26 protein-coding genes are annotated in these 25,925 nt (G+C 44.4%); 8 read left to right on the top strand and 18 right to left on the bottom strand.

The window, feature by feature from the left end:
• Positions 1-200: 200 nt before the first annotated feature.
• Together MKZ09_RS06065 and MKZ09_RS06060 are read right to left on the bottom strand one after the other, a co-directional pair.
• On the bottom strand, positions 201-1,163 hold the full coding sequence (locus MKZ09_RS06065; protein WP_076207739.1) for a DUF4367 domain-containing protein: 963 nt from the start codon (positions 1,161-1,163) through the stop codon (positions 201-203).
• Complete coding sequence (locus tag MKZ09_RS06060; RefSeq protein WP_076207738.1) at positions 1,160-1,726, bottom strand: sigma-70 family RNA polymerase sigma factor; 567 nt, start codon at positions 1,724-1,726, stop codon at positions 1,160-1,162. The genes MKZ09_RS06065 and MKZ09_RS06060 overlap by 4 nt, the downstream gene beginning before the upstream one ends.
• Before the next feature lie 217 nt (positions 1,727-1,943).
• Between MKZ09_RS06060 and MKZ09_RS06055 the strand changes: the two genes are divergently transcribed.
• The 5 genes from MKZ09_RS06055 to MKZ09_RS06035 all read left to right on the top strand — a co-directional run bounded on the left by MKZ09_RS06055 (position 1,944) and on the right by MKZ09_RS06035 (position 5,521).
• Positions 1,944-2,363 (top strand): MarR family winged helix-turn-helix transcriptional regulator, encoded by a 420-nt coding sequence (locus MKZ09_RS06055; protein ID WP_076129540.1) that lies wholly within the window; start codon positions 1,944-1,946, stop codon positions 2,361-2,363.
• Positions 2,364-2,533: 170 nt separating this feature from the next.
• Positions 2,534-3,181: a hypothetical protein gene (locus tag MKZ09_RS06050; RefSeq protein WP_076207737.1), complete on the top strand. Its 648-nt coding sequence runs from the start codon at positions 2,534-2,536 to the stop codon at positions 3,179-3,181.
• 12 nt (positions 3,182-3,193) lie between these two features.
• Positions 3,194-3,505, top strand: a complete 312-nt coding sequence (locus MKZ09_RS06045; RefSeq protein ID WP_076207736.1) for a hypothetical protein — start codon at positions 3,194-3,196, stop codon at positions 3,503-3,505.
• Positions 3,506-3,608: 103 nt separating this feature from the next.
• A complete protein-coding gene (locus tag MKZ09_RS06040; RefSeq protein ID WP_076207735.1) occupies positions 3,609-4,742 on the top strand; it encodes a copper amine oxidase N-terminal domain-containing protein in 1,134 nt (377 codons plus the stop codon).
• On the top strand, positions 4,739-5,521 hold the full coding sequence (locus MKZ09_RS06035; RefSeq protein WP_076207734.1) for a TatD family hydrolase: 783 nt from the start codon (positions 4,739-4,741) through the stop codon (positions 5,519-5,521). The genes MKZ09_RS06040 and MKZ09_RS06035 overlap by 4 nt, the downstream gene beginning before the upstream one ends.
• A gap of 788 nt (positions 5,522-6,309) precedes the next feature.
• On the opposite strand, the gene MKZ09_RS06030 is transcribed toward MKZ09_RS06035, so the two are convergent.
• The 4 genes from MKZ09_RS06030 to MKZ09_RS06015 form a co-directional block, all read right to left on the bottom strand.
• Positions 6,310-6,876, bottom strand: coding sequence for a histidine phosphatase family protein (locus MKZ09_RS06030; protein WP_076207732.1), 567 nt, complete (start codon positions 6,874-6,876; stop codon positions 6,310-6,312).
• 538 nt (positions 6,877-7,414) lie between these two features.
• Positions 7,415-8,716 (bottom strand): MFS transporter, encoded by a 1,302-nt coding sequence (locus tag MKZ09_RS06025; RefSeq protein ID WP_076207729.1) that lies wholly within the window; start codon positions 8,714-8,716, stop codon positions 7,415-7,417.
• 96 nt (positions 8,717-8,812) lie between these two features.
• Positions 8,813-9,964, bottom strand: a complete 1,152-nt coding sequence (locus tag MKZ09_RS06020; RefSeq protein ID WP_076207727.1) for a winged helix-turn-helix domain-containing protein — start codon at positions 9,962-9,964, stop codon at positions 8,813-8,815.
• A 148-nt stretch (positions 9,965-10,112) separates the two neighbouring features.
• A complete protein-coding gene (locus MKZ09_RS06015) occupies positions 10,113-10,793 on the bottom strand; it encodes a YjgB family protein (protein ID WP_076207725.1) in 681 nt (226 codons plus the stop codon).
• Positions 10,794-11,355: 562 nt separating this feature from the next.
• Here MKZ09_RS06015 and MKZ09_RS06010 point away from each other — a divergent pair.
• From MKZ09_RS06010 to MKZ09_RS06000, 3 genes are read left to right on the top strand one after another with little or no spacing between them, the layout of a single operon-like run.
• On the top strand, positions 11,356-11,883 hold the full coding sequence (locus MKZ09_RS06010) for an RNA polymerase sigma factor (protein ID WP_232061166.1): 528 nt from the start codon (positions 11,356-11,358) through the stop codon (positions 11,881-11,883).
• Positions 11,880-12,218 (top strand): hypothetical protein, encoded by a 339-nt coding sequence (locus MKZ09_RS06005; protein ID WP_076207722.1) that lies wholly within the window; start codon positions 11,880-11,882, stop codon positions 12,216-12,218. Before MKZ09_RS06010 ends, MKZ09_RS06005 begins: the two co-directional genes overlap by 4 nt.
• A complete protein-coding gene (locus MKZ09_RS06000; protein WP_076207720.1) occupies positions 12,208-14,499 on the top strand; it encodes a carboxypeptidase-like regulatory domain-containing protein in 2,292 nt (763 codons plus the stop codon). Before MKZ09_RS06005 ends, MKZ09_RS06000 begins: the two co-directional genes overlap by 11 nt.
• A gap of 76 nt (positions 14,500-14,575) precedes the next feature.
• Here the strand turns inward: MKZ09_RS06000 and MKZ09_RS05995 are convergent, their stop codons facing one another.
• The 12 genes from MKZ09_RS05995 to MKZ09_RS05940 all read right to left on the bottom strand — a co-directional run bounded on the left by MKZ09_RS05995 (position 14,576) and on the right by MKZ09_RS05940 (position 25,723).
• Complete coding sequence (locus tag MKZ09_RS05995; protein ID WP_076207718.1) at positions 14,576-15,385, bottom strand: SDR family NAD(P)-dependent oxidoreductase; 810 nt, start codon at positions 15,383-15,385, stop codon at positions 14,576-14,578.
• A 46-nt stretch (positions 15,386-15,431) separates the two neighbouring features.
• Positions 15,432-15,866 (bottom strand): MarR family winged helix-turn-helix transcriptional regulator, encoded by a 435-nt coding sequence (locus MKZ09_RS05990; RefSeq protein ID WP_076207716.1) that lies wholly within the window; start codon positions 15,864-15,866, stop codon positions 15,432-15,434.
• A 118-nt stretch (positions 15,867-15,984) separates the two neighbouring features.
• On the bottom strand, positions 15,985-16,524 hold the full coding sequence (locus MKZ09_RS05985; RefSeq protein WP_076207713.1) for an RDD family protein: 540 nt from the start codon (positions 16,522-16,524) through the stop codon (positions 15,985-15,987).
• Positions 16,525-16,559: 35 nt separating this feature from the next.
• Complete coding sequence (locus MKZ09_RS05980; protein ID WP_076207710.1) at positions 16,560-17,087, bottom strand: hypothetical protein; 528 nt, start codon at positions 17,085-17,087, stop codon at positions 16,560-16,562.
• A 4-nt stretch (positions 17,088-17,091) separates the two neighbouring features.
• The gene (locus MKZ09_RS05975) at positions 17,092-17,391 is read right to left on the bottom strand and encodes a hypothetical protein (RefSeq protein ID WP_141240365.1); all 300 of its coding nucleotides are present in this window, start codon (positions 17,389-17,391) and stop codon (positions 17,092-17,094) included.
• Between the two features lie 140 nt (positions 17,392-17,531).
• Entirely contained in the window at positions 17,532-19,382 is a 1,851-nt protein-coding gene (abc-f, locus tag MKZ09_RS05970) for a ribosomal protection-like ABC-F family protein (protein ID WP_076207708.1), read from the bottom strand.
• Positions 19,383-19,761: 379 nt separating this feature from the next.
• On the bottom strand, positions 19,762-20,673 hold the full coding sequence (locus tag MKZ09_RS05965) for a L,D-transpeptidase family protein (RefSeq protein WP_076137702.1): 912 nt from the start codon (positions 20,671-20,673) through the stop codon (positions 19,762-19,764).
• A gap of 508 nt (positions 20,674-21,181) precedes the next feature.
• Positions 21,182-21,307: a hypothetical protein gene (locus MKZ09_RS05960; protein WP_256719292.1), complete on the bottom strand. Its 126-nt coding sequence runs from the start codon at positions 21,305-21,307 to the stop codon at positions 21,182-21,184.
• 627 nt (positions 21,308-21,934) lie between these two features.
• Positions 21,935-22,903, bottom strand: coding sequence for a sugar phosphate isomerase/epimerase family protein (locus tag MKZ09_RS05955; protein WP_076137704.1), 969 nt, complete (start codon positions 22,901-22,903; stop codon positions 21,935-21,937).
• The gene (locus MKZ09_RS05950) at positions 22,904-23,635 is read right to left on the bottom strand and encodes a ThuA domain-containing protein (RefSeq protein WP_038569006.1); all 732 of its coding nucleotides are present in this window, start codon (positions 23,633-23,635) and stop codon (positions 22,904-22,906) included. It lies immediately after the preceding gene.
• Between the two features lie 51 nt (positions 23,636-23,686).
• Positions 23,687-24,763, bottom strand: a complete 1,077-nt coding sequence (locus MKZ09_RS05945) for a Gfo/Idh/MocA family protein (RefSeq protein ID WP_076129559.1) — start codon at positions 24,761-24,763, stop codon at positions 23,687-23,689.
• Between the two features lie 6 nt (positions 24,764-24,769).
• Positions 24,770-25,723 (bottom strand): AraC family transcriptional regulator, encoded by a 954-nt coding sequence (locus tag MKZ09_RS05940; RefSeq protein WP_076207705.1) that lies wholly within the window; start codon positions 25,721-25,723, stop codon positions 24,770-24,772.
• Positions 25,724-25,925: the final 202 nt, after the last annotated feature.

Here is a 25,925-nt window from a genome sequence, read left to right as displayed (position 1 = left end):
CGTTAAAATAAGTGTACGAAATACAGCTATTTTCATTGGAGAGATATTTCGCAGGAATATAGTTGTACGAAGTACAGCTATATTCTCCCAATCGTTGTTTGCATGTGCCCTCAATAAAGCGAAAAAGGGGAGATCCTTATGGATCATCCCCTTACCCGTATACACTCGAATAGTAACCGCTTATCTTTCTAAAAAATCAGTCAGCGGATAGACTCAGCAACTTTGATCAAATCATTTTTGTCCAAGCTAGCTGAGGTTACACCGTATAACACTCCATTGGCTTCCCAGTCCAACCCTTTTCCATTAACCAATACAGCATCAGCTCCGTTAATCTTCACTTTTTCGATGGTGCCATCCGTCGACATCTCGTAAGCCGTTTCGGAATCAGCGTGCCGCTGCTGCATCGAGATGATCTCATCGGTAGCTTCATTAACAAAATATAAATTAATATATTTACTGTTGATCACTTCACCATTGCTATCCTTATAAAACTCTGCACGATCAAAGGTATAACCCTCTGGTAAATACGCCGGTAAGCCCACATCAAAAATCGTATATTCGTTTAGCTTGCTAGAATCCCTCTCGATCAGCAATTCCGCTTTCTCTTGATCCCTCTCAGATTGCGTAACCAGTCTGCCGTCTTCAACTCCGACGATTTTTTCCCCGTCAGCATTGTAGATATCACCTGCCTTTTGAGCAGCGCCGAGGGTCACAAGCGCATTTCCTTTGCTATCAAAAATCTTCCCCTTAAAGTCATCCGGAATCACGTGGGAATCCGCAGAAAACTCTACTTCATGGGCTACAATGTGGCCTAAGTTTATCGTTTGCAATACTTTCATTAACAGCTCCTGCGCAAATGACGGCTGCACAAAAGTTACACTTAATACGCTAACCACTAGCAAAGTAGCCAGCATAATAGCAAGACGTCTTAATCTATGTTTTGTACGCAATCCTTTCTCCTCCTTTTGGCCGGCATACTTTCTCCGTGCCTTATTCAGAATGGCTGTTTTGTCAGAACCCTCGCTGAAATCTTTATGGGCCAGAACCCTGCCTAGCTCCAGCAGCTCCTTGTACTCCCCAGCACCCTTTAAATCATTTGCCGCTCCATATATACTTTCATCAAAATCTGCTGAGAACTTCTGCTGTATGTCTTTACTGTTCATAGCTGCTCCACGCTCCCTATTTCAGTCTTCAGCTTTTTCATAGTCCGGTAGAGTATCACACCGATATTGCTCTCCGAAATTCCCGTAACTTGGGCAATCTCTTTGTTTCTCAGATTAGCACCAAATTTTAGAGCCACAATATTCCGCTCCTTTGAGCTCAATGTATTCAAGGCTTCGTTAAGCCTTCCACTACGTTCTCCCTGGAGGATCAAGCTTTCTGGATCTTTCCTGCTAGAAACCAGTTCCTTGACGGCATCCAGCGAAAAGAAACTTCTTCTTTTAAGACTCCGGTAATAATCATTGACCACATTTCTGGCAATGGCGAATAACCATACCTCTAAAGGAGCTTTTTCCTGAGAATAGGTCGATAGTTTCGCCAACGTTTTCTCAAAAACGAGGCTTGTCAGATCCTCAGCCGTATGGAGAGAACTAACCCGGTAAGCGATGTAGTTGAATATTCTTTTATAGTAGGTTTCAAAAATCGTTGTGAACAAAACATCTATGTCAGCATTTTCCTGTATATTCTCTTTTACAAAAGGATGAAGCAATGCGCGCTCATGCATCAATCGAACTCTCCTTTCCCACCACATTTTCACTTAGCTAAGTAAATTCATCAGTTAATACGATACATTTCCAATTTCATTACAAGATATAAAAAAGAAGAGTTCCAGCGCTAAATTCAGTCTTTCTAACCAAGCTACAGTAACCCGTCAACTTGACAAGCTTATTATAGCTTCTATATATTTTAGTAACTAAAGTAAATTGGAGCGAGGCAATGTTATGAGCACAAAGGAAGAGAAACAAAATGCTATCCATAAGGTCATGGAATCTATGGCAAATGTGCAGCAGAAATCCCAGTTTTTCATTGATATGATCACTAAAAAGGAAACCCTGACTCACAATCAGATCATGCTGCTGTTTCAACTCCGGCTGACCGGAAGCTTGAACATTACTGACATCTCTGAACGCTTCGTGGTCACACCCGGAGCTGCTTCTTCCATGTGCGATAAGCTTGAGGAAGCTGGACTTATTGAACGGGTACGGACTAAAGAAGACCGCAGAGTTGTGAATATTGTCCTCACAGAACAAGGTGATCAGCGTATCCATACAATATTTGAAGCATTTCCTACCCCAGATCTGAATAAAATCTCCGGAACTTTAGAACAAATAAATAAATTGATGGAACAAATGATGCACTAACAGCCTTCATTTTGTTCCTTATCAGCTAACTCTTTTCTATAAACACTGTCTGTCAGGAAACTGACGGCAGTGTTTTTTTAGGTTTAATTCCCAAATTATTATATTGACTATATATTATAATGAATATATATTTTAATGATTAAAATATATTTCGAAGGACGGTACTGTAAATGTCCAATAATAACAATACTTATGAACGTACTGACATGATCGATCCACCATTGAAGGTAAGAGGTTCGCAGTTTGTTCGAGAGAATATTAATGCGGTCACGGTTGATGTGTTTGGCCACTTAAGTACCAAAGGGAGCGTCTCGACTTCTAAACTCAAAGTATCTGGTGACTGTACAATTGGGGGGAATTGTAAGGCCAATCAGGTAAACAATCTAGGGAGTCTGCGCGTTCAAAATATCCAAGCAGATAATCTCCGCTCTTCTGGATACATGTCCGTAGCAGAAAATGCTGCAGCTGGGACTTTTTATGCTGAAGGTGCTGTGAAGATAAAGAGACTAACTGCAGATTCATCGATTGAGATCCGTTTAGGCAATAGAAGCACTGTCGAGGTTATGAGAGCTGGCGGTAACATTATCGTTAAACCCTCTTCCAAGTTGATTAATGCGCTGATGCACCCTTTTCGAAAACTTACCTGCTCAACAATTGAAGGAACTAACATAACGTTATACCGGACGACAGCTGACCTTGTGTGCGGTGAAGAAATCATCGTCGGACCGGGTTGTACCATTGGGGAAATCCGCTATAGCAAAAGTCTGACGGTGGATCTTAAGTCGCAAGTTGACCGAACTGTGTTTTTAAACCCATAAAGGAGAGTTTACATGAAAAAAAGCACTCATTTGTCAGGAGCCACTGTGCTCAAAAACATCACCAAAGGAGCCACCATCTTATTCTGTGTACCGATCCTTAGTGTCTGGGCCGTGGGGAGTGTTCTCTGTGCAATCATTGCACCTATCGGTGGTGTACTAGGTATTGTTGGCATTCAAGGGATAGGACTAAATGCCTTCCCAGATTATGATTTACCGAACATTCTCAGCCTTCCAATCGGTCTCTGCCTCTCCTTACTTTTGTTCATTTCTTTCTATTACACTCGTCGTTTATTGCGCGGCTGCCTGCATTTTATTAAAAACTAGCGAACTGTAACAAGCTTGTATTCTCTTTGTTAATAGAAAGTGAACTACAACGCGCTGTTTTATTCTATACTTAAGGGGACTGGACTTTATCCTGGAGGTAATTATGAATAAAATCATCGCTATCGGAGCTATCACGCTCTTTTTGGCCGGATGCGGAGCATCGGCAACCATAGATATGGATACAACAATGGCTATTAACCAAACACAAGCTACTTCGGCACCACTGAAACTAATCGTCGACGGCGAAGCCGTTCTTCCTACTCTCTCCCCTTTTTCCCTAGATGATAAGGTCTATGTACCTGCAAAAGTATTAATGGAATACTACACCTCAGAACAAAAATGGGATAATAACTTAAAGACCTTAACCATCTCTGACGGAAGCAGCAGTTATGTTCTGACGCCGGACAATGAGTATATACAAGCTGACGGATATCAAACCTCGCTTGAAGGACCAGCTATTCTACGAAACGGTATTTTATATATTCCAGCCGATTCCTTAAACTCTCTGTCTGGTGCCACTGCGCAGCTGAATGCAGCTGGAACTGAAGTATTAATAACATCAGGGGATGTTAGTACTACCGTCAGAACACCCAGCGAACCTCTTGCTATTGCTACAGAAAATGACCAAGTGAAGCTGTATACTGCCCTTAAAGATGGCAGTACCTACGAAGGATTTGTTGTAGAGGTGAACGGTAACAAGCATACATTTGATTGGGAAGCACCCAGACTCCTAAGCTACCCTCCTGAGATTCATTATGCCGACATCGATCAGGATGGGCAGGAAGAAATCGTTGTTATTCTGTGGCTCGGAACAGGTACAGGCATGTCTATGCAGGAGCTTCACGTGATTAAGCCTAACCAGTGGAAAGAAGTCACTGTCCCTTCCGCGGATAAAGCTGCCTCCGCAATGGTTGCGTCAAAGATTTCCAATGATAAAGGAGATGCCCTGATTCAAATTCAAGTTAAAGGCTCAAGTCCATCCATGGTAACCTTGCGATATCCAGATCGTGCCGAAGATGGCAATCTAGGCGAACAAGCCGGCATTGGTGCTGTTACTCACTACATAGTGGAAGAGGGCAAGCTAAAGGCGGAAACAAATGTTTATATTGGATTTCTGGAGAGTATTGGCACACTAACTTTTGCCTACAAACCGGGAAAAGATGGAATGGAACCCGACTCTATTCGCTTTGAGGTTCATGAGGAATTAGCTTCTTACGTGGAGGGTGAACAGTTATGATTGATGCCCATATACATTTAGAGCAATATGAACCTGAAGTTGCCCAACAGATACTGAGTGAACTGCCTGACATGGGAATTAAAGCCCTTATCGCTGTCTCTATGAACTTGGACTCTTGTATACGCACCCAAAGACTTGCAGCCATAAATCCCGGAGTGATCCGTCCAGCTTATGGCTTTCATCCAGAGCAACCCTTGCCGCAGGATGCTGAGCTGGCTGCTCTACTGAAATGGATCGAGAGTCAATCTATTGAGGATTATATTGCTGTGGGGGAAATCGGGCTACCTTACTATTCGCGTGCTGAAGCCTTAGAACGTGGCGAAACCTTTGATATGAGGCCCTATATTGAGCTGCTGGATCAGTTGCTTGGGTTAGCTGCCCGTCTCGATAAACCTGTGGTGCTGCATGCTGTCTATGAAGATGCGCTTATTGCTTGTGATCTCCTGGAGAAACATAACATACAGCGTGCCCACTTCCACTGGTTCAAAGGTCCGGAAGAAGCCATTGCCCGCATGATGAAGAACGGCTACTATATCTCCTTCACCCCGGATATCCTGTATGAGCCAGAGATTCAGGCGCTTGCCCGCCGTTATCCCCCAGAGCTAGTCATGGCTGAAACCGATGGTCCTTGGCCGTTCGAAGGACCTTGTGCGGGGAAAATCACCCATCCGTCTATGATTCGCGAAGTCGCCGCTGCTTGGGGAGTGCTCCATGGTTACACCCCCGGCGAAGCGGAAGAGTTACTGACTGCGAATACTAAGCATTTCTATAACTTGTAGATGCTTTATAGCTTGTAGATAGTTTTATAGCTTATAGATAGATCGATAGCTTCATAGAAAATAGAAAAGCCGCTCCTTAGCGAGCCTGCCCTAACGCCAGACCAACATTATGATTAAACACAGCTTGGCTAGTAAATCCGTATTTTTCATAGTGGAAGTACTGTTCACAAGCCGACCTTACTTAATTCAAATCCCCTTACCAATTTTCGTTTGAGTCGGTAATATTTTTGCGTACATATATTTGCGTATATATTTACTTGTACTTATACATGCATGTATTTACACGAACGTAATTACACGTACTTATACCTTGTACGCATTTACGCGTACTTATACATGCATGTATTTACACGAACGTATTTATGCGTACTTATTTACCTGTACATAGTTACGTGTACGTAGTTTACGCGTACTTATTTATCTGTACGTATTTACGTGTACGTAGTTTACGCGCTTATTTACCTGTACGTAGTTACCTGTACGTAGCTACACGTACCCATTTACATGTATGTATTTCTCGTACGTATTCACTCGTACGTATTTACGCGTGTGAAGCCGCTATCGGACACCGTGGACCTTATATGCAACAATTCCCCACTTTTGGGATGAGAACGGACCCCAGAGTCGCTATTGGTATAAAAAACACCCAATAAGGTGCTCTTTTTAAGGAATAACGACGCTGGAGTCCGAAACCTTGCTCCAAAGGCTAATAATCTGCGAATAATGTCATCTGGGTCCGTAAGTCTCAGGTTGATGATGCTCGAGGTGCCTGTAGGCAGCCCCAATAATCATAACCGCTCCACACCCACTAACGTTCCGCCTGTGAACTCCATTTTATAAATATCCGGCTTTGTGGTTTGAAGTAAAAAATTCAGATCATATTTGGCATCAAAATAGTTCATCATAAGCGTCATGACTGCACCGTGAGTGCCAATAGCAACCTTTTGACCACTGTGATTACTCAGAATTTCTGCCAGTACACTAACTGATCGCTTCTGACACGCATGAATGGATTCCCCACCAACTGGGACAAAATCCGGATCTTCAAACATTTTTGCCAGTAATGGATACAGTTCCTGATCAGTCATAATCGTACTTCCGTCCGAGAAATGGATTTCCCGCAGGTCTTCAACACTTTGAATCTCTGCTCCTAACTCCTGCGCCAATCCAGAAATCGTATGTATAGCCCGAAGGTATGGACTTGAATAGAAGACTTGAATTCCTTCCAGACGTAATTTTTCCGTTATCTTGCGGGCATCTGCCTCCCCTTTCGCAGTTAGTCCACGAGTCCTTTCAGTTCCTCCGGGCAGTTTGGGCGACTCACCGTGCCTCACCATATAAATAAAAGTAACCATCCTTTCCCCTCCTTTACCTCTATAAATTCTAATGCTCTAACCAATCTCCTCCATACACTAAAAAAGCCCTTACGGACATGAAACTGTCCTATCGGGCTAGGTAATATTGTAACTTATAACGTTTCGTGCAGCAGTTGCTTTAGATCACAAAGTAATAACTTATTGAGAGGTGACTTATTAAGGAGATACTTATTGAGAAGTCACTTATTGAGAAATCACTCACTGAGAAGTCACATATTAAGGCGACTATGACTAAGGAGACTCTTAATTGCACTATATACAACTATTAAGCGGTAAAAGAGAACTCCTGAGCAAATAAGTGTATTCTGTGCAACTAAAAATCATCATTCCTAGACTAAAAGGGAGAAAATCAAATAATAACTGCACAAAGTACAACTAAGTCCCAGTTCGATCGCTGAAAGGGAATTTAACTGCACATTCTGCAACTAAATGCTAGAAAGTCACGCTAGATTCTCTCTCCCACTCAAGCTTTCTAGTTCCGCTAGGAAGTCCAGCTAGCTAGATAGCGTGCTACCTCCTAGCTACCCTCCATCACCTCAACCGTCCTAGATTGCTCCGCAGAGCTATCGCTCTTCTCTTTCTGCGCGGGCCACAGTACACGCCCGAATGTGATGCCCAGCACACCAATCAGAGCGATTACGATGCCAAAATTCAAAAAGATACGGCTAGGCCCAGCAACCTGCACCATCACTCCGCCGAGGAGTGGCGCGCCGATCATAACACCGCTAAGGATGGTACTCTGAATACCGAACACACGCCCTGTCATGTGCGGGGGCGTTTCTTTTTGCAGACAATAATTGAACGTGATCATAAACATTCCATTCCCGAGACCCAATAAAAATCCTAGCAGCAATACAGTAAGGATGGAGACTCCCGGCTGAAGCAGGCCCAGCCCTCCGACCGATATACCAATAAGCGCGTAACCCGTACCCAGCTTCCAGCCGTAGCCTGTTCCCCTATTCAATTTGTTCAGGACCATGATCATGAATACAGCCCCCACACCCGTTGCCGCAACAAGCCAGCCCAGCATAGATTCCTCAAAAGGTGCAATAATTCTGAATAGACTAGTGAATTGAAAATCGATCATCTGAATGGCCAACGCACCCACTAAACCAAACAGCATGCTGTTTAGAAGCAATCTACTGCGCAGCATAAAGCTCCAGCCTTCCTTCCACATGGTGCGGAGAGCAACACGCTCCTCTTGATCCCCCTTACCTTCCGAGCTGACTTGTCCTGCCTCACTGTTTTTAACGGTAAGTAAGAGCAAATAAGAGCAGCCTCTGAGACAAGCATTGATCAAAATACACCACTGCGGGGTCAGCACAGACAACGCGAAGCCGCCCAGTAAAGGTCCCGCGATTTTCGAGCCTTGATTTACAAGCCCATTAAGCGAGGTAGCTTGAAGCAGCTGGTCTTCTCTAACCATACTGCGGGTCATCGACTGCTGAGCAGGCACGTTTAACGTAGAAATGGCAGCACGCAACATCAATAACGGGAGTAGCCACACCATACTCGGAGCAAATAATACGAATACGGTTAACAATGCCGTAAGCAGATCACACATCCGCATCAGCTTCAGCTTGTTCAGTCGGTCAGCCACTACCCCTGCGAACGAACCCAGCAAAATCCCCGGCAAAGCTATGGAGACCGGAATCAAAGCCAGCATTAGCGGGCTGGCCTGCCAGCGGTACCCTACGAGTACCTGAATCGCCAAGGCATCGAACCAATCCCCAAAGGTCGCTGTCGCAAATGCGCTGTACACACGCATATACACCTTGTTCTTAAGCAGGCTCGTGCCTGCTTGTGTTGAAGCATTCATTAAACATTCCTCCAAATTACAATTAAGAACTTATTAGCATGACCTTAATGTAATGGAGAATTGTCAGAGAATTATCATGGGGCAGTCAGGGGGCAGTCATGGAGCAGTCACAAGGTTCGTAAGCACGGTATCCAAGGATTGTTCTAACCGATGGAACCCCCGCTCTTCCTTCTCTCGTTCAAATAAATTCATATATTTGTGATACAAAGCTGGCTTGGGTGGAAATCGGTTACAATAGTGAACAATTCGGTATAATGCATATATCCGCATCGGCACGAACCCTGACATCTCAAGCACCTGAAGTGCCTCATCTAACAGTTGCTCGGCTTCACGCCAAGACTGGCGCCGTAGAAACCACAAGCCCCTTGCAACTTTGTAACTGCCGATCTCACGCAAAAAAGGTTTCTCCAGCAAAAGCGCTTCAATGTCTGTTGCCATCCGTTCTATTACGTGATCTTCTGTTCCCATCCACAAGTGTGCAAGCATTTCTGAGGTCGCCGTTATAGGAATAAAACTCTCATACCCCGGCTCTTTAATCACTTCATATGTTAGCTTTAGTCGTTCCAGTGCTTTTTCCGGTTGCCCAGCCAGTATGTACAAATCCAGAATATTAAGGATCTCCACTTCGCGATGCTGAGGCGGCAAAAGAATCTTTTTTTCAAGAACCAACTCACAGAACTCTAGTTTTTTCTTAGGATCACCCAATAGAACATAACAGATTAATAAGGAATAAAACCGTTCCTCGATCCCCACCTCGGTTGTGTTCAGCAGCCAATCCAAATCTCCCTGTACAAAATGAATATAGATCGAATAAAACGGATCCATCGCATACCCCAAAACATCCTGTTGGCGTGCGAGGATTAACATCGAGCGACCTTGGCCATATAGGTGATATTTCTTAAATACTTCCCGCATCGTCTTTTGCATCTCTAAGTCATATGTAGTCGGATTAGCCATAGCAGCTGAGGGCTCTTGCATAGTCAGACTATAACCAAATCCCCGAACAGTCTTAATATCCAGGCCCTGTAGCTTGCCTAGCTTTTTACGAAGCCGATAAATATGATCATCTACCGTTCGCTCTACCGGATATTCAAGCGGCCATACTTTATCCAACAGTTGTTCCCGACTGAATGTACGCCCTCTGTTTTTGTACAAGAACTGAAAAAGCGTAAATTCTTTTGGGAATAATTCTATCGTTATCCCTTCTGCGGTCACTTTATATTCACTTTCATTTAATTCCAGTTGCATGATAGAACCTCACTTTCCCCGAACCCGCTCATTGGTTACATTATAACAGTCCGTCCAGGGCCTACTCCACCTCAAAAAAGAACATACAAAAAGAGCAACCCACAGATTCCTCTGCGTGATTGCTCTCTCCTCTTCTAACCCATGCCACTTACCCAGCCATATTGTTAAAGGAATCCTGTTCACTAAATACGGATATATGATCTACTGTACCGGTCGAGCTTGGAATAATAAATTTCAGCTGGTATTGGTCATTGGCTTGATAGGTGTAAATCTTATCCTCTCCGTTCACTTTGGTATCATCTGGCTTGCCGAGTGTTGCCTCAATTTGCTTCAGCGTCAGCTTTTGCAGCGCGGAATCACTTGAACGAACATCGAAGATTAAACTTCCTTTATTAAATCCAAACACGACATGTCTGTCAGTGTAGGTAGCATAAATACCTTTTCCCGCTGACTCTTGTTGATCAGGTTTGCCCCAATCCGCTTCGACCTCATCAATGAGTCCGGTATGAGCGGCATATTTTACACCGGGTACCTTCCCCTTTTTGGCAAGCTCGAGTAACTCTTTAAGCTGTTTGTCGCTATTTTGTGAATTTGAGCTGGTTAAATCTTTATCAGTCTCCGTAGGGGAGGAAGTCGCTGCTGGTGCAGTTTCTGCTGGGGTGCTTGATGGACTAACTTCCGGCTCAGAGGTTGCTGTTACAGCCGTTTCTGTTGGGGCCGTTGCCTGGGATTCTGAATTCCCCGCCTCATTGTTCGAGCTGCATCCAGCAAGCCCAATCATTCCTGCGAGTAGGATAGAGCCTGCTATTAATTTTATCTGTACTGGCATGATGTCATCTCCTTAGTGGATTACCTTAAAGTCGTCTTGCAAAAAAATGAAACTGAACATACAGACGAGGTGAAAATCAAATAGTTGCAGGATAGCGGCAATTTTTCTGGCTAACCCTCTTTTACCCATATCTACAAATATAAATTCATACACACTCTATTTTCTACATAAAACTCTTTTTTCCGACACCTAACTCAGATAAGTTTCTCTTTTAAAATCTCCACATAACTCCATCTAACTATAAACTCGTGAACTCATAAGTTCATAAGCTCATAAACTCAAGAACCATATAACCTTAGACGTCATTCCCAGCCCCAATGTGTTTTTTTGCAAAACGTACAATAGAAAGGAGCTAATCCTGCTTGAAAAAGCAATCCATTGCACTACGTGCAATAGATTCCACAGTAAACCCATATCCGGCATTCCTGCGTCCTTCTGAGAACACGAACTGCAATCGCGACATTTGTTGAAGAATTTTCCATCCAAACGCAACCTTAATCCTCCAAGCCGCATCTTATTAGTAAAGGGAGGGGAGCTGCATCTGAATATTATAGAGAGAATTGTGGCAAAAGATGAGTCAGCTCTCCGCCTGTTAATGAACGAATATGGAGATATGCTGCTGCGAACCGCTTCTTTACTGCTCAAAGATAGACAAAGTGCCGAAGAAGCGGTACAAGATACTTTTATTCAAGCTTATGCCAAAATGAGTCAGTTACAGGAGCCGGATCGGCTGAAGGCATGGCTGATACGGATAGTGGTCAATCGCTGCCGCATGAGGCAACGGACTTGGAGCTGGCGTAATATTTTCCCGGCGGGAGGGTCAGAGCTGCAAATTAACGAAGATGCTGACTTCACTGCCGGAGCAGAAGAGCTTTTTATGGTGGAATGGCATAATGTCAGGCTCGCTGAGTCCCTGAAAAATCTCGATTATCTATACCGTGAATGTCTGACGTTATATTACTTTCATGAGATGAGTATCCGGGAAATTTCCGAGCAATTAAATACATCTGAAAATACGATCAAATCCAGACTCGCCAGAGGCCGGACGCTCTTAAAAAAGATTTTGGTGAAGGAGGGACATTTCTTATGAATACAGAACGCGATGCGGTCAAAAGGCAGCTGGATGAAGAATTAAAGAACCTCCAGTTCACTGGACACGACCGGGTTATTAAGCAGACTCACCCTCCAACCTTTGGAGCCCGTTTATTGGCGCTGTGGAATAAAGAAATTGAGATCCCTGTCAAACCTATAGGTGCGATCGGTGCCATTATTCTAATCGTTTCGCTGACCCTGCATCAGCCAGAGATTAAACAGCAGCCACAACAAAATACCCCGCAGCGTGCGAACCGAGAACTAATCGAAGCTGGAGGCAATACGTATTGGAAGGATATCTACGAGCAGGCGGTGAAAAAACATGAGAATTAAGATAAAAATCAAACATCTGGTGTTATTCGTGCTGCTCCCTGCCTCCCTGCTTATTCTTCTGTTTAACTTCTTACCTTCACAGAGGCAGATGGAACAGAGCACAACTATTCAATCTAACATAGATAGAACTGATCTTCTGCAAAAGCTGGCTTCCACAACCGGGAGTAAACGTATCGAGCTAATCCGTACAAATATCCTTGATAAGGATCACAGCTATGATCCCTACAGATATGACGTTAATGTCAGCCCTTCGATGAGCCAGTGGAATAATGATGAAACCCAGCGTTCCGGTCTGTTACCGGAGGACATAGTACCTTTGCTTGAGGAATATATCCTTGAGGGGCCTTCGGATAATACACGTATATTTGCGGCTAAGCAGTTAACTTATGAATATGATGCTCTTGGCCGGAAGGAAGATGGAGATCAAGCGCTAATCACCGCAGCGAAACAGTTAAACAGCAGCTCCTCTGTAGCTAAACAATTGGAGCTCCTTCGAGCGGAGCGAGCCCTAAATAGTGGCGATATAACAACCGCTGAAACAATTCTTGAACAAACCCCCTTTCCATCCGAGTATCAGGAAGAGCTAAACGCACAAAAAGCATGGCTTACCGGGCGTTTACTCTTTACAAAAGGCGAAGCGCAGGAAGCACTTGCCGTAGTAAAAAATGGCTTGGAGAGCTACAAAAAATTCTGGCAGGAAATTCATAAACAAATGAACGTTGCCACCAGCAGTTCGAACGAAGGCTCCACAGACAATACAGGATCAGAAGCAGCACCAGAAGCTGGGACTTCAGATACTGAAAGACAGCTGGAATCGCTTCGAACCGCAATTCAGTCTGCTATAGCTATGGGAAACACTTCAACTGCTGTCGTCTCCGGTACCCTTACACGAAGCGATGGCACCCCAGTTCCGCGGGCAGGTATTTTTCTCCGCGCTGAAAGCGAAGTTAACCATAGCATCACTTCTGCTGAACCTTACCGAATCGTCACAGATACTGAAGGACGTTTCGAATTTCACGGTGTGATTCCGGGCTTTTATCAGTTACAGCTTGGACTTGGCTATGATCAGATCGACGGCTGGACTTGGCCTGTACAATATGACGATTGGATTGAAGTAAAACCAGATGACAGGTTGAATGAGAGCATAGTTCTACAACCTCTGCTTGAGCTGCAGTCTCCCATTAATCAGGAAACCCTAATAGGCAAGACCATAAATTTCCGCTGGAAAGCTGTTGAAGGTGCAGCTTACTATCGTTTAAGCGGTGGCGGGGAGGGGGCCGTGTTGGGCGTACAAATTCGGGATCGTATTGTAGATAATCATATCTCCATTCCTGTAGAAGAACTTTACGATGGCGGCGGTTTTTCCTATGGCAGCAGGGGAGATGGCTGGGAATCTATTGACCCCCTCTCCCTTCTCGGATTTATGAATCCCGAAGTGCGCTTTTCTTGGAATATTGAAGCCTTAGATGCTGATGGACACCTGATTACCCGCAGTAATGGCTACAGATTGAACGAAGACACCGTCGGCAATCTGCCGTTCTTTTATCTCAAGGAAAGAGAGCTTACTATGGCTGACCAACTACTACTGGATAAGAAAACGGATCAGGCACTAGAAATGTACCAACAAAATATTGACGATGACCCACAGGATGTTCACGCCCTGCACATGCTAGTAAAGTTGATGCTGGCAAAATCATCCCTCACAAAGGATACAACATTAGAAGATAAGGCGATTCCTTTACTCGAAAAGCTAATACAACTACAGCCTTCTACTAATTACGCCTTCACATTATCGCAGTACTATTTTGAGCATGCGGACTGGAAGTCGTATAACAAATATTATTCCTACTACAACGAACTAAACCGACCCAATACTAACGGTTATGTACTTTCTATTAACGCCACAGCCCTCATGCAACAAGGGAAGCTGGAAGAAGCTCGTAAACAATTCGCGATCGCCCTAAAGTATGATGATAGCCATCGTTTTATTGGCAGCTTTTTGGCGGCAGAATTATACGCTGGTGAATCACTCTCTTCGGTAATGGCACTAGCTGAGCGTTATCCTGAACTCAGCTTTGGTCATAGTGGGTATCGCTGGCCACAAATGATTAAACAACTGTTAGCGGAACGAAAAAATCAACCTAAAGTCTTTGACCAAGAGTTAAAAGAGAAGCTTGAATGGTACGTGAACGGTCAGAAGGATGTGCTGAAGCAATGGATTGCAAGTGCCAAACCTTCCGCTCTGAAGGCCTTTATGCAGGAGGTTTTAGAGGTACGCTAATTCATTAAAATAAACAAAAATCCGGTCCCGCTCGACAAATTCGAGCATGGACCGGGTTTTTAATTGCGCGAGTCTTTTATTTAGATTTAGCTTCCATCATGTAATTCTGGAAATCCGTGATACTTGGGTTAGACATATAGTGGCCACCCTCTACTTCAATCGTTTGGCCTGTGATGAATTTGGATTCATCCGATGCCAGGAACAAAACCGTATTGCCGATATCATCAGCTTCACCGTGATAAGGAAGCGCGTTGAATTTTTGGAAAATATCCAATACCGCTGGCGGCATATTTCTTGCAGCGGCAGGTGTTAGGATCAGCCCTGGTGCCACCCCGTTACAACGGATTTTGTCTTTACCATATTGTGTAGCGATGTAACGAGTAAGGTTCACAACCGCTGCCTTAGAGGAGCCATAAGCAGTACGCAATGAATCCCCTGCGAATGCTGACATCGAAGCCGTGTTAATGATCGAGCCTCCGCCCGCTTTAATCATATGGGGAATAGCAAACCGGCTGCCTAACAGAACACTTTTGGTATTTACGTTCATCAGGCGATCCCACTCTTCCAAATCTATATTGACCACATCAAGGTCTTTTTGCAGATTAGTTAGACCGACATTATTGAACAATATTGTGATGGTGCCATACTGAGCAACTGTGAAGTCAACAGCTTCCTTGATCGAATCCGCTTGGGAGGCATCCAAGAAAAGACCTTCAGCCTCTCCGCCTTCACTTTTAATCTTAGATGCTGCTTCTTTGGCTGCTTCCACATTAAAATCGGCAATGACAACCTTTGCTCCTTCTCTAGCTAATAGAGTGGCAGCTGATAAGCCAATACCTGAAGCGCCTCCAGTTACTAATGCAACTTTACCTTGAACTCTTCCCATGTTCATACCCCTTTATAATGTTATTGTGCTTCTAAGATGACTTGGTTTATGTTTTAGAGCTATCAAAGCTCGTTAACAACTTCTCATAGATTTTCAAGAATTGCTGCAGTTCCTCCTCATTGAGCTTTTGGAACATTTCAGCTCTTAGCTCCTGTCCCTTAAGCTGTGCTTCCTTCAGAACGTCTTTTCCTTTGTCCGTGATAGATAGAAGTACATTCCGTCGATCATCTTCGTTATATTTTCTCTCGGCCATCCCCTGCTTAATTAGGCGATTAGCAATGTTAGTCATTGCTCCCGGCGTATATCCTAGTCTCTTAGCCAAAATAGTCTGCTTCAAGGGGCCTTTTTTATTCAATTCGCCCAAGACTAGAACTGGAGATATCCCAATATTGTGATCAAATGCGTTCATCCACCGGACAATAACTTCATTCGTAAATAATTCAACTGCATGTATTAGCTTAAAAATATCTGGATTTTCCAAGTAGGTTCTCCTTTGGCATTCATGATGATCGGCTGCTCATAAAAGTATTTTAACATTAAAATATTTAATAGTAAAATACATAATATTAAAAAAAAGAATGCTTGGTGAAAAGCATTCTTCAAATTGCGGATTTTTCAACAACATAAGTGCCAGCCAGCAAATCGTGAATCGCACGTTTACGGGGATGGAATCCAACCAACAAGTAATCCACCAGCATGATTGGACCCAGGATTTGAGTGAGGTCAAAAGCCAAATCCGACCATAAGGATAATTTAGCGGAAATAACGGTAAAGTCATAGCTGCTGACCGCAATTACCATTGAAAGAATCATACTAATCATTCGGAAAACATTTCGAATCAGAGCTTCCTTCACTGTAGGGTAATTCCCTTGCTCATTGACAATTTTTATTTTTAAAATCAGCTTCCCAGGGGTTCCGCCAAATCTAACGATCATAAAGATATCAAAGGCGATAAACAAAATGTACTCCAGGATAATAGGTATCTCCGAGTGTAATGAAACAGCTAATGAATTGAGTATCCAGTATACGATAACCCCAGGTATTCCAATGACCAAGAAATCAAGAATGGAAGCCAGCACTCTTTTCCAAAAGCCTATAAAATTCTCCTGATCCAAATGCTCGGGTAGAATGTTATCCATGCAAGCACTCCTCTCTCTATCATTTACTTTGTCGCTCAATCCCTATTTAACAATCCCTTCCTCAGATGCTCTTGGATAATAGAATCCAGCTCTTGATTATCTTTAACAATTACCCGTTTATCAGACAGAGTATCCGTTAACTCTATAATCCTATGTGCGGCCTCCTGATCATATCCACGGTTCCATTCAAAAATCATCACATACAGATTCTTAAATGACTGCTTGTAATTCGCTTGCTCTAAACCCAGTCTTGTTTTTATAAACCTTGTAAACACTCTCAAATCCCTGATCACTTTATTAGGATTCAAAATAACGATTAAGTCAGCAGCTTTAAAACTCTCTTGTCCCCATTTGTAATGTGCACCTTCCAGAATCCATGAGGGTTTAGCAAGGATTTCTTCCAACTGAGCATCCCTTGCTTCAACTGAAAAGCGCAAATTCTCGGCACTTCTGTCCCATACCAAGTTGTCTGTCTCGTAATACTCTACACCGTATTTTCTAGATAACTCCCGGGCGATATAGGATTTGCCGCTGCCGCAAGCGCCAATGATTCTAATCTTCATAAGATCAGCCTAGCCCTATCGGCAGGATTATTAGTCCTATGGAAATTACGGTGATTATTCTTGTGGTGAAGAGCGTTAGCTTTTGGTTCTTCTCTGATTTATACCAGCCTTTAAACTGAAAATGATTCCGGTACAGCATAAAAAATAACAATAAATTCCCGAATCCCATACTCCAGTTATACACAGGTTGACCAAATATCAATTGATAGATCAATCTTTCTGCCCAACCCAAAACTAATAAAGTCAGCACAAGCAATATACATAAGCGAAGTAATTCCAATATAAAAGAGCCCAATTTCAGCAATTCTGCAACCATCCTCTCAAGGTTTCTTTATCGCCAAGAAAATCCACATTCCTCCAAATTATACACCTTACGACTCCTAACTAAAAACACAACCTGCCCAAGTTAAATTTATCCTGAGCAAGGTTGTGTTTTTTATCCGCTTAGGAGGATACGGGTTTCCCCTCGCCCCTTAGTTCTTGTATTTGTCGCTGCAAATTAACGATTTCCGCCACTAGCACTGCATTCTCCGCCTCAGAATCCACACCGCTACTCTGAATCAACTGATTCAGACGCAGCTGCAGAAGGGCGAGGTCATCCTCCCGAGCCTGTTCTATACCAGTAAGCAGAAGGGTTCTGTCTTTTGCAAAATATTCAGCATACGTTCCTTGAAAAAACTTTGGTACCTGAGACGGCTCTAAAATCACCAAGCGATTAGCCACTTTAGAGTGAAGATAACGGTCATGCGAGACCATTACTAACCCGCCGGGATACACCATAAGCGCCTCTTCTACTCGTTCCCTAGTGTCAATATCCAGATAATTAGTGGATTCATCTAAAACCAATAAATTCGCTTTTCCAAAATACAACTTGAGGAAAGCCACACGGCATTTCTCCCCCAGACTCAAATCCCCAATCCGTTTAAATACATCGTCCCGTGTAAATAAAAAGCAACCCAGAATCGTCCGCGCCTCCGTCTGGGTCATTCCCGGCAGTTCAAGCAAGCTATCCAGAATCGTAGAGTTCATTTCTAAGTTATCTAGCTCTTGTGCAAAATAACCGATTGTCGTCCGTGGATGCAGCCGCACTTCACCTTTTGTAGGCTTATTGATCCCTGCAATCAATTTCAGCAGCGTAGACTTTCCAACACCATTAGGACCCAGAATAGACAGTCGGTCTCCCCGGTTTAGCGACAAACTGAAATCCCTAAGAAAAGGCGCACTCCCCTTATAGGCAAACTCTATCTCACGGAGTGTCAGTAAAGAATCTGCCAGAAACTCTTCGCTTTCCAGCTTCATCTTCAGCTTGCCAGTCTCACGGGGCAATTCTACACGGTTCTTATTTAACCGTTCCAGCGCTGCTTCCTTGGCATGGAAACGAGACACATTTTTCTTGGATTTCGAACGCAGGAAATCGTTTTGTCCGGCAGCACGATGCGCTTGCTGGAACCATTCTGCATACCGCCTAATGCTCTCCAGCAGCTTCTCCTTTTCCTGCTCCTGCTTTTTATATTGTCCCTCCAATGTTCTCAGCTCTATAGTCTTCTGCTCCCGGTACTGTGTATATCCACCCGAATAACGCCGGCATCCCTCCGGACTAAGCTCCAGCACAGACGTTGCAGTTCGATCAATAAATGTACGATCATGTGATACATAAAACACGGTTCCAGCGTAGGTGCACACCCAATGCTCCAACCACTCCATCGTTTCTCCATCTATGTGATTGGTCGGTTCATCCAGAATCAATAGCTTGGGCTGCCGGGCTAATAATGCTGCTAATTGCACCCGTGTCTTTTGCCCACCACTAAGTGAGGCGTATGGCAAATCCCAGACTGCACGTTCAAGCTTGAGCTGCTTTAGACTTTTTTCCGCTTTGACCTCCCAGCCATATCCATCAAGCTGCAAGTAACGATCGTACACCTCTGCATATTCAGCCAACTCAGCTTCGGTATCAGCTTTCTGCTCCTGCAATCTCTGACTGAGGGCTTCAAGCTGGCGTTTTAATTCAGGCAGCTGTGCTGACCCTGAAAGAACGTAGTCCAATGCGGTTACTTCCTCAGGTACCTCAAGCTGTTGATCGAGCACACCCCATTCTTCAGATGGCAAACCATGATAGATACTCCCCTCTTCAAAAGTAAGCCGACCGATCAGCCCCTTAAGCAGTGTGGTTTTGCCAATCCCGTTTCGTCCGAATAAAAGCACGCGCTCTCCCTCTGCTATCTCAAAGGATACCTCCTTAAATAAAGGGATCCCGTTCCATTCCTTACGTAAATTCTTCACTTTAATTACAGTCATCTTTCATTCCTCCGATTTCATTGCAAATAAAAAACCGCAGCCAGCGGTCTGCGGTCGAATAGCGTATGAAGGGGGAATGTGCCCAGACATGGATAGACTACGGCCGTGTTCACCTGCTGGATGCAGAGTAAACCAACACAATAGATAGAACTATCCATATAAGAGCATCGTAAGACCCCCGACCGACACACGTATCCCTGACCGTTATCACCCTGCGCGGGTGCTCCGTGACTTGTGCATATGCACTTCACAAACTTTCTGGTCTGTTTCAGGAAACGTGTTAGTTATTCATCAGTCGGTGGCCCTCCGTAATTGTCCGTATTTTTAGAATAAGTACAGTATATAACAATTTAAATCAGAATTAAAAGGTCAAGAACAATTATAACTTAATCTTTACCACCTGAGTCTGCGCATTCCACTGCACCTGAACAGCAAATAAATCAGGCAGGATACTCAGCGGAATTAGTAATCGGTTATTTTCATTGCGTGACGGTAAAATCGTAATGGATTTGCCATTCACAATAGCCTTATTGGATAATGGCTTATGTGTCACCGTACGATTGCCGATCGTAATTAGCAGTGCACCTGTCCCCGCTTCACTCTGCAAAGTTCCACCCAGTAAGGCCACGGATTCTCTCAGCGGAACAAACACACGGGAATTTTCCAATATAAAAGGATCCTTCAGCTTTGTTGTCGTCCCATTGATCTCAAAAGTCCCCACAAACTTATTACTTCCCACAGAGTACCCGTTTTTAGTTGCAATATTCTCCATAGCCAGTGTGCTCGTTGTAATGATAACTCGAGTATTCTTGGCTACTTTTGGATACAGCCAATGAATATCATCATTATGCATTCGAATACAACCGGCGCTAACGTACTTCCCTATCGATGACTCATTATTATTGCCGTGAATCGCATAAGTCGTGCCATAGGTCCCGTTCACTTCCAGCCCCAGCCAGCGGTCACCAAGCGGATTGGCCGGATCACCACCGGGAATTTTCTCTTTGTAGTAGGGTCTGTTTTTTACTTTAACCACCATTTTGAAGCTACCTTCTGGCGTCAGTTCCTTCGACTTCCCTGTGGCAACCGGAAAAGTCTTCACCAGCTTGCCGTCACTGAAATACGCGAGTTTGTTTGTTTTTTTGTTCACGATGATCAGATCTGAGCCAGCAGCTTCTACCCTTCCAACTCCTGTAAAGCAAGCAGCGAACAAAAGCCCAAATACAAGCATCAGTTTAATGTTACGCTGTAAAAAAGTTTGAAACCGGCTTCCCGAAAAGCATAAATTCATCTTGCTCCACCTCCGTTATATAAAGACGAAATCATTTCAAATATGTTGCGTACCAGCCTGTACCTATTCTTTTCAACTCGTCCACTCCCGCTTGACGCAGAGATTGCAATACTGTAACCAGTGAATGCACGACAAAAAGCCGATCTTTAGATACGCAAAGATCAGCATGCGCATAAGCACATAAGTTGCGGACTCCAGAGCCCCTATTTGCGACAAATCCGCTGTTTTGAGGTGCTATCGGACTCCAGCGCAGTTATTCGCTCTAAACACCTCGAATTCCTTACTTTTCACGACCAATAAGGTCTTTCGGGTCCGAAACTCGCTCAAAAAGGCCTAAAACACGCGAATAGCTGCATCTGAGTCCGTTAGCACAGTTCTACCTTGTTCTTTCCTATGTCTCTATCATTTCTGCCCTATGCCTCATACATTACTGCCCTACATCTCATACACTTCTGCCCTATGTCTCATACATTTCCGCCCTATGTCTCATACATTTCCGCCCTACGTCTCATACATTACTGCGTCCGCTCATTTGCCCGTTACCGTTAGCACAGTTACCTACCACATCTGCACCAAAACTCCACCACTTCTCCACCACGCTCCGCTCCAGCCCCAGACTAACTGCGCTGCACATTTACCCGTATCCCATTCTACCGAAGCTCAACGCACCAGCCCCCAAACTAACTATGGTTGTACCATCGAAGATCAGCATGCGCATAAGCACATTAGTTACGGACTCCAGAGACCCTATTTGCAACTTTTTCGCTGTTTTGAGATGCTATCGGACTCCAGCGCAGTTATTCGCTCTAAACACCTCGAATTCCTTACTTTTCACGACCAATAAGGTCTCTCGGATCCGAAACTCGCTCAAAAAGACCTAAAACACGCGAATAGCTGCATCTGAGTCCGTTAGCATACTAGTTCATTTTTGATTGGTAGTTAGTTCGTGTTTAGTTGGCTCTTCGTTCGTTTCTTGTTTCATTTCTGGGTTCGTTTCTAGTTTGTTTCCAGTACATTTCTGGTTAGTTTCTAGTTCGTTTCTTATTAGCTCCTACTCGTCCCTACCTCCTCCCTATCTCTTAGCCAGCTCGTTTCTACTCCATTCCGTTCTTCCGTTCTCCCCTTCCGTTCTTACCTTCCGTTCTCCCCTCCCGTTCTTCCGTTCTACCATTCGCCCGCTCTTACGCTCCCCCTACATCCCCACTACACACAAAAAAAGCCTTGATTCTCTTATAGAGAATCAAGGCTTTCTAATTCGACCTTACACCCACCACATACCCTGAGGCTGGTCATGAATAAGAATGGATTGCAAATTGGTTACTGCACGTTGGAAGCCTTCGTCAACCGTCATAAGAGGGTCTTCATGCTCGATGCTCACCACGTAATCATAACCGTAAGTGCGCAGCGCGCTCATGATATCTGACCACTCAGATATGCTGTGGCCGCAACCAACGGAGCGGAAGGTCCATGCGCGGGTCTGCACATCGCCATAAGGTTGCATATCGGTCAGACCATACATATTGATGTTGTCCTGATCCAAGTAAGTATCCTTGGCATGGAAATGGTGAATCGCGCCAGCTTTACCGAGAATCTTAATGGCACCTACAGGATCAATACCTTGCCACCACAGATGGCTCGGATCCAGATTAGCTCCGATAGCATCGCAGGTTGCTTCTCTAAGCTTCAAAATCGTATAAGGGGTATGGCACAGGAAGCCGCCATGCAACTCGATGCCGATCTTAACGCCATGCTCCTCGGCCAGCTTGCCGATTTCCTTCCAGTAAGGGATCAGCTTATGTTCCCACTGCCAGGTTTTGATGTCGCTGTACACGGTAGGCCAAGGTGTGACTGGCCAGTTCGGTGCTTTTGCCTCATCGCTGTCCCCAGCCGTTCCCGAAAAAGTGTTCACGACCTTAACACCCATGAGTGAAGCCAGCTTGATCGATTTACGGAGAATTTCATCCCCGGCGCGGGCTTCTTCTTTATCTGGTGAAATCGGGTTATTATGGCAACTGAAGGCACTGATCATAATGCCACGTTTTGTGAACTTTTCCAAATATTCTAGACGTGCTGACTCGCTCGCAAGCAGCTCATCTGTCGGACAGTGAGCATTACCGGGATTACCGCCCGAGCCGATTTCTACCGCATTCAAACCTGCGGCGGCGATTTTATCTAACATCTCGTCAAGACTCAAGCTTCCAAATACAGGATCAAATACGCCTAATTTCATTTATACGACCACCTTTTCTTTGATAGGCTCTAAGGCTTCAGAATGTCCGTAAACCGGATAGTCACGTTTCGTTGGTGCACACCAGTTTACGCCATTGATGATAACTTTTTGAATATCCTTGTTGTAATAGGTTGGATAAGATTCATGACCAGGCTGGAAATAAAAGATCTTCCCGCTGCCTCTACGGTAGGTCGATCCGCTAGGGAAGACGTTGCCGCCTTCGAACCAGCCGACAAATACAAGACTCTCTGGTGCTGGCACATCAAAATGTGCACCATACATTTCCTCTTGCTCCAAGTCGATGTATTCACCAATGCCCTCAGCAATCGGGTGACTTGGGTCCATGACCCACAGGCGCTCCTTCTCCTCAGCTTCACGCCATTTCAGATCGCAGCTGGTGCCCATTAATTTCATAAAGATTTTGGACATATGGCCCGAATGAAGTACTACAAGCCCCATACCTTGCAGCACTCGCGCATGTACACGGTTTACAATCTCATCACTTACTTCATGATGGGCGATATGTCCCCACCAGATCAGCACATCCGTGTTATCCAATACCTCTTGCGTCAGTCCGTGCTCTGGTTCATCCAGCGTAGCTGTCTGAGTGTCCAGTCCTGCCTCTTGAAGAAAACTTGCCAGTTGTCCATGAATACCTTGCGGATAGACCTTAAGAATTCTTTCTTCCTGCCGTTCATGACGGAATTCATTCCATACGGTTACTCTTGTCACTTGGGACACACTCCTAGTTCATATTTATCTATGACCATCGAATTTGCTTGATTATTCAAAAAACACAGGCATTCCAGTTTCAGAGGATTTATAAATAGCTTCCAAGATGCGAGTCACAACCAACGCCTGCTCCGGCTTCACTACAGGCTCGGTGTCATTTACAATGCTGTCAATCCACTGAGCTGCCTCTATCACAGCTGGATCATCTCCTGCACCATCATAAAAGTCGACGCCACCGGCATCCAGACCGATATGCTTTTCAAAGGTTTTACCGTAGGCTTCCCCGTTAATGCGTAGACCCTTCTCCATATCTGCTCCGCCTTCAGTCCCACAAAGTACCGTTTTGGCCTCACCGACATCGAGTGTATTCAGTGCCCAGCTTGCCTCTAAGACGATGGTAGCCCCATTCTCCATAGTGATGAATCCAATGGCGGAATCCTCAACTGTAAACTTCTCAGGATCCCACGGGCCCCAAGCATTCGCAGCATTTTTACGACCGGACAGCTTATGATAAGCGTTGCCCACGACATATTTAGGTTTGTAATTATCCATCATCCACAGGGTCAAATCGAGCGCATGGGTCCCGATATCAATCAACGGACCGCCGCCTTGCGCTTCTTCATCCAAAAACACACCCCAAGTTGGGACAGCGCGACGACGGATAGCCTTAGCTCTGGCGTAATAGATCTCACCAAGCTCATTATTCTCACATACCGCATGCAGATAAGCTGAGTCTGGTCTGAACCGGTTCTGATAACCGATGGTCAGCTTTTTACCAGTTCGTTCTGAGGCCTCGATCATCGCTTGTGCTTCTGCCGTGGTTTTAGCCATCGGCTTCTCACACATTACGTGTTTGCCTGCTTCCATAGCCGCAATGGAAATCTCCGCATGGGAAATATTCGGCGTACATACATGAATCACATCTATACTTGCATCGTTAAGAAGCTCTTTATAATCTGTGTAAACTACGGACTGCTCATCTCCAAACTCCGCTTTTGCCTTCTCGGCACGTTCAGCGACGATATCACAAAAAGCAACCATTCGCGCACCTTCTACTTTTTTTAACGCGGGCATGTGCTTGCCGTTCGCAATACCTCCGCAGCCGATAATTCCTACTGTTAAAGTCATTCTGGTCTAACCTCCACTTATTCCTGTTTTGATATCTCTATCATACAAAGCTGAGGAAGGGCTTTCTTCCTGCAATCTTGCTGTATTATTCCCGAATATTGTCTTGTGGTATTTCAGCGGGGATATCCCCGTCGCTTCCTTGAAAAAATGATGGAAGGTCTTCACGCTGCCAAACCCGGCTGCTTCCGCCACGGCAGACATCGGCAGATCTTCATTGATCAAGATCCACTTGGCTTTGTTAAGCCGGTATTCGTTTAAGAACGCGATAAAGGTCATGCCCGTGTTTTTCTTGAACAATTTGGTAAAATAATAAGGACTAAAACCCATATAATTAGCTACCTCATTCAGCGAAATAGCCTCCTGATAATGCTGCTCCACATAAATAAAAATCCGCTCTAGTCTCTCCAATGTTTCTCTCGATTGATTCAGTGTATCTTCTGAGAACTTAGGCTGTTTATTGATCGGACTTTTCGGTACCTCACGTAAAATAACGGTCAGCAGTTCAAACAATCTAGCCTTGATTAGAAAAACATACCCTTCTCTTCGCTGTACATCTTCCTCGTAAATACTCTCAATCAGCCCTTTGAGCTTCGCGGCAGTTGCCACGGGCCATCTAGAACTGGAATACTCCATAAGCGTAAAGACCTCACGAAGTGAGTAGTCATTACCGTTCAAAGCGGCTACTTCCTGAAACAAATTCAAGTCAAATTGAATCACTACCCGTTCACTCTCAGGTGAAGAGAGAAAATAATGCACATCCCCACCATTGATAAACTGAACCTCGCCCTGCTCCATGTGAATAGGGGTATCGTTAATTCCCAGATTCAGGCTTCCTTTGGTAACATAGATAATTTCAATTTCTTTATGCCAATGCGGATAACATAACGTATCACCATTGCAGAGTAAACTGCGGTAAGGAAAGTGCTTATCCACATCCGGAATCTCGAGATAAATATTCATAAATACAACTCCTTATCCGAGTAAATCATTAAAACCAAGGCTTTCATGCCATATTTAAAAATTTTACGTAAGCGTTTACTCTCTAAATGTTAGACCTCCAATATTCTTTTGTCAATTCCGATATTTCTAAGTAAATTTTTGGTATATGCATCGGTTTCATTCCTATTAAAAGATTACTGCTCTTGCGTATTTTTGATCATTT

It is taken from the genome of Paenibacillus sp. FSL R5-0908 (assembly GCF_038006245.1).
Taxonomy (GTDB): Bacteria; Bacillota; Bacilli; order Paenibacillales; family Paenibacillaceae; genus Paenibacillus_AQ; species Paenibacillus_AQ odorifer.
This window is presented reverse-complemented; position numbering and strand designations above follow the sequence as displayed.

Coding starts and splice junctions, on each gene's coding strand:
- MKZ09_RS05960 (WP_256719292.1), bottom strand. CDS start 21,307: ATGTGCAGCGCAGTTAGTCTGGGGCTGGAGCGGAGCGTGGTGGAGAAG.
- MKZ09_RS05955 (WP_076137704.1), bottom strand. CDS start 22,903: ATGAAATTAGGCGTATTTGATCCTGTATTTGGAAGCTTGAGTCTTGAC.
- MKZ09_RS06025 (WP_076207729.1), bottom strand. CDS start 8,716: ATGAATGCTTCAACACAAGCAGGCACGAGCCTGCTTAAGAACAAGGTG.
- MKZ09_RS05940 (WP_076207705.1), bottom strand. CDS start 25,723: ATGAATATTTATCTCGAGATTCCGGATGTGGATAAGCACTTTCCTTAC.
- MKZ09_RS06015 (WP_076207725.1), bottom strand. CDS start 10,793: ATGCCAGTACAGATAAAATTAATAGCAGGCTCTATCCTACTCGCAGGA.
- MKZ09_RS06065 (WP_076207739.1), bottom strand. CDS start 1,163: ATGAACAGTAAAGACATACAGCAGAAGTTCTCAGCAGATTTTGATGAA.
- MKZ09_RS06005 (WP_076207722.1), top strand. CDS start 11,880: ATGAATACAGAACGCGATGCGGTCAAAAGGCAGCTGGATGAAGAATTA.
- MKZ09_RS05980 (WP_076207710.1), bottom strand. CDS start 17,087: ATGAAGATTAGAATCATTGGCGCTTGCGGCAGCGGCAAATCCTATATC.
- MKZ09_RS06000 (WP_076207720.1), top strand. CDS start 12,208: ATGAGAATTAAGATAAAAATCAAACATCTGGTGTTATTCGTGCTGCTC.
- abc-f (WP_076207708.1), bottom strand. CDS start 19,382: ATGACTGTAATTAAAGTGAAGAATTTACGTAAGGAATGGAACGGGATC.
- MKZ09_RS06020 (WP_076207727.1), bottom strand. CDS start 9,964: ATGCAACTGGAATTAAATGAAAGTGAATATAAAGTGACCGCAGAAGGG.
- MKZ09_RS06035 (WP_076207734.1), top strand. CDS start 4,739: ATGATTGATGCCCATATACATTTAGAGCAATATGAACCTGAAGTTGCC.
- MKZ09_RS05965 (WP_076137702.1), bottom strand. CDS start 20,673: ATGAATTTATGCTTTTCGGGAAGCCGGTTTCAAACTTTTTTACAGCGT.
- MKZ09_RS05945 (WP_076129559.1), bottom strand. CDS start 24,763: ATGACTTTAACAGTAGGAATTATCGGCTGCGGAGGTATTGCGAACGGC.
- MKZ09_RS06030 (WP_076207732.1), bottom strand. CDS start 6,876: ATGGTTACTTTTATTTATATGGTGAGGCACGGTGAGTCGCCCAAACTG.
- MKZ09_RS06040 (WP_076207735.1), top strand. CDS start 3,609: ATGAATAAAATCATCGCTATCGGAGCTATCACGCTCTTTTTGGCCGGA.
- MKZ09_RS06045 (WP_076207736.1), top strand. CDS start 3,194: ATGAAAAAAAGCACTCATTTGTCAGGAGCCACTGTGCTCAAAAACATC.
- MKZ09_RS06060 (WP_076207738.1), bottom strand. CDS start 1,726: ATGCATGAGCGCGCATTGCTTCATCCTTTTGTAAAAGAGAATATACAG.
- MKZ09_RS06050 (WP_076207737.1), top strand. CDS start 2,534: ATGTCCAATAATAACAATACTTATGAACGTACTGACATGATCGATCCA.
- MKZ09_RS05995 (WP_076207718.1), bottom strand. CDS start 15,385: ATGGGAAGAGTTCAAGGTAAAGTTGCATTAGTAACTGGAGGCGCTTCA.
- MKZ09_RS06055 (WP_076129540.1), top strand. CDS start 1,944: ATGAGCACAAAGGAAGAGAAACAAAATGCTATCCATAAGGTCATGGAA.
- MKZ09_RS05985 (WP_076207713.1), bottom strand. CDS start 16,524: ATGGATAACATTCTACCCGAGCATTTGGATCAGGAGAATTTTATAGGC.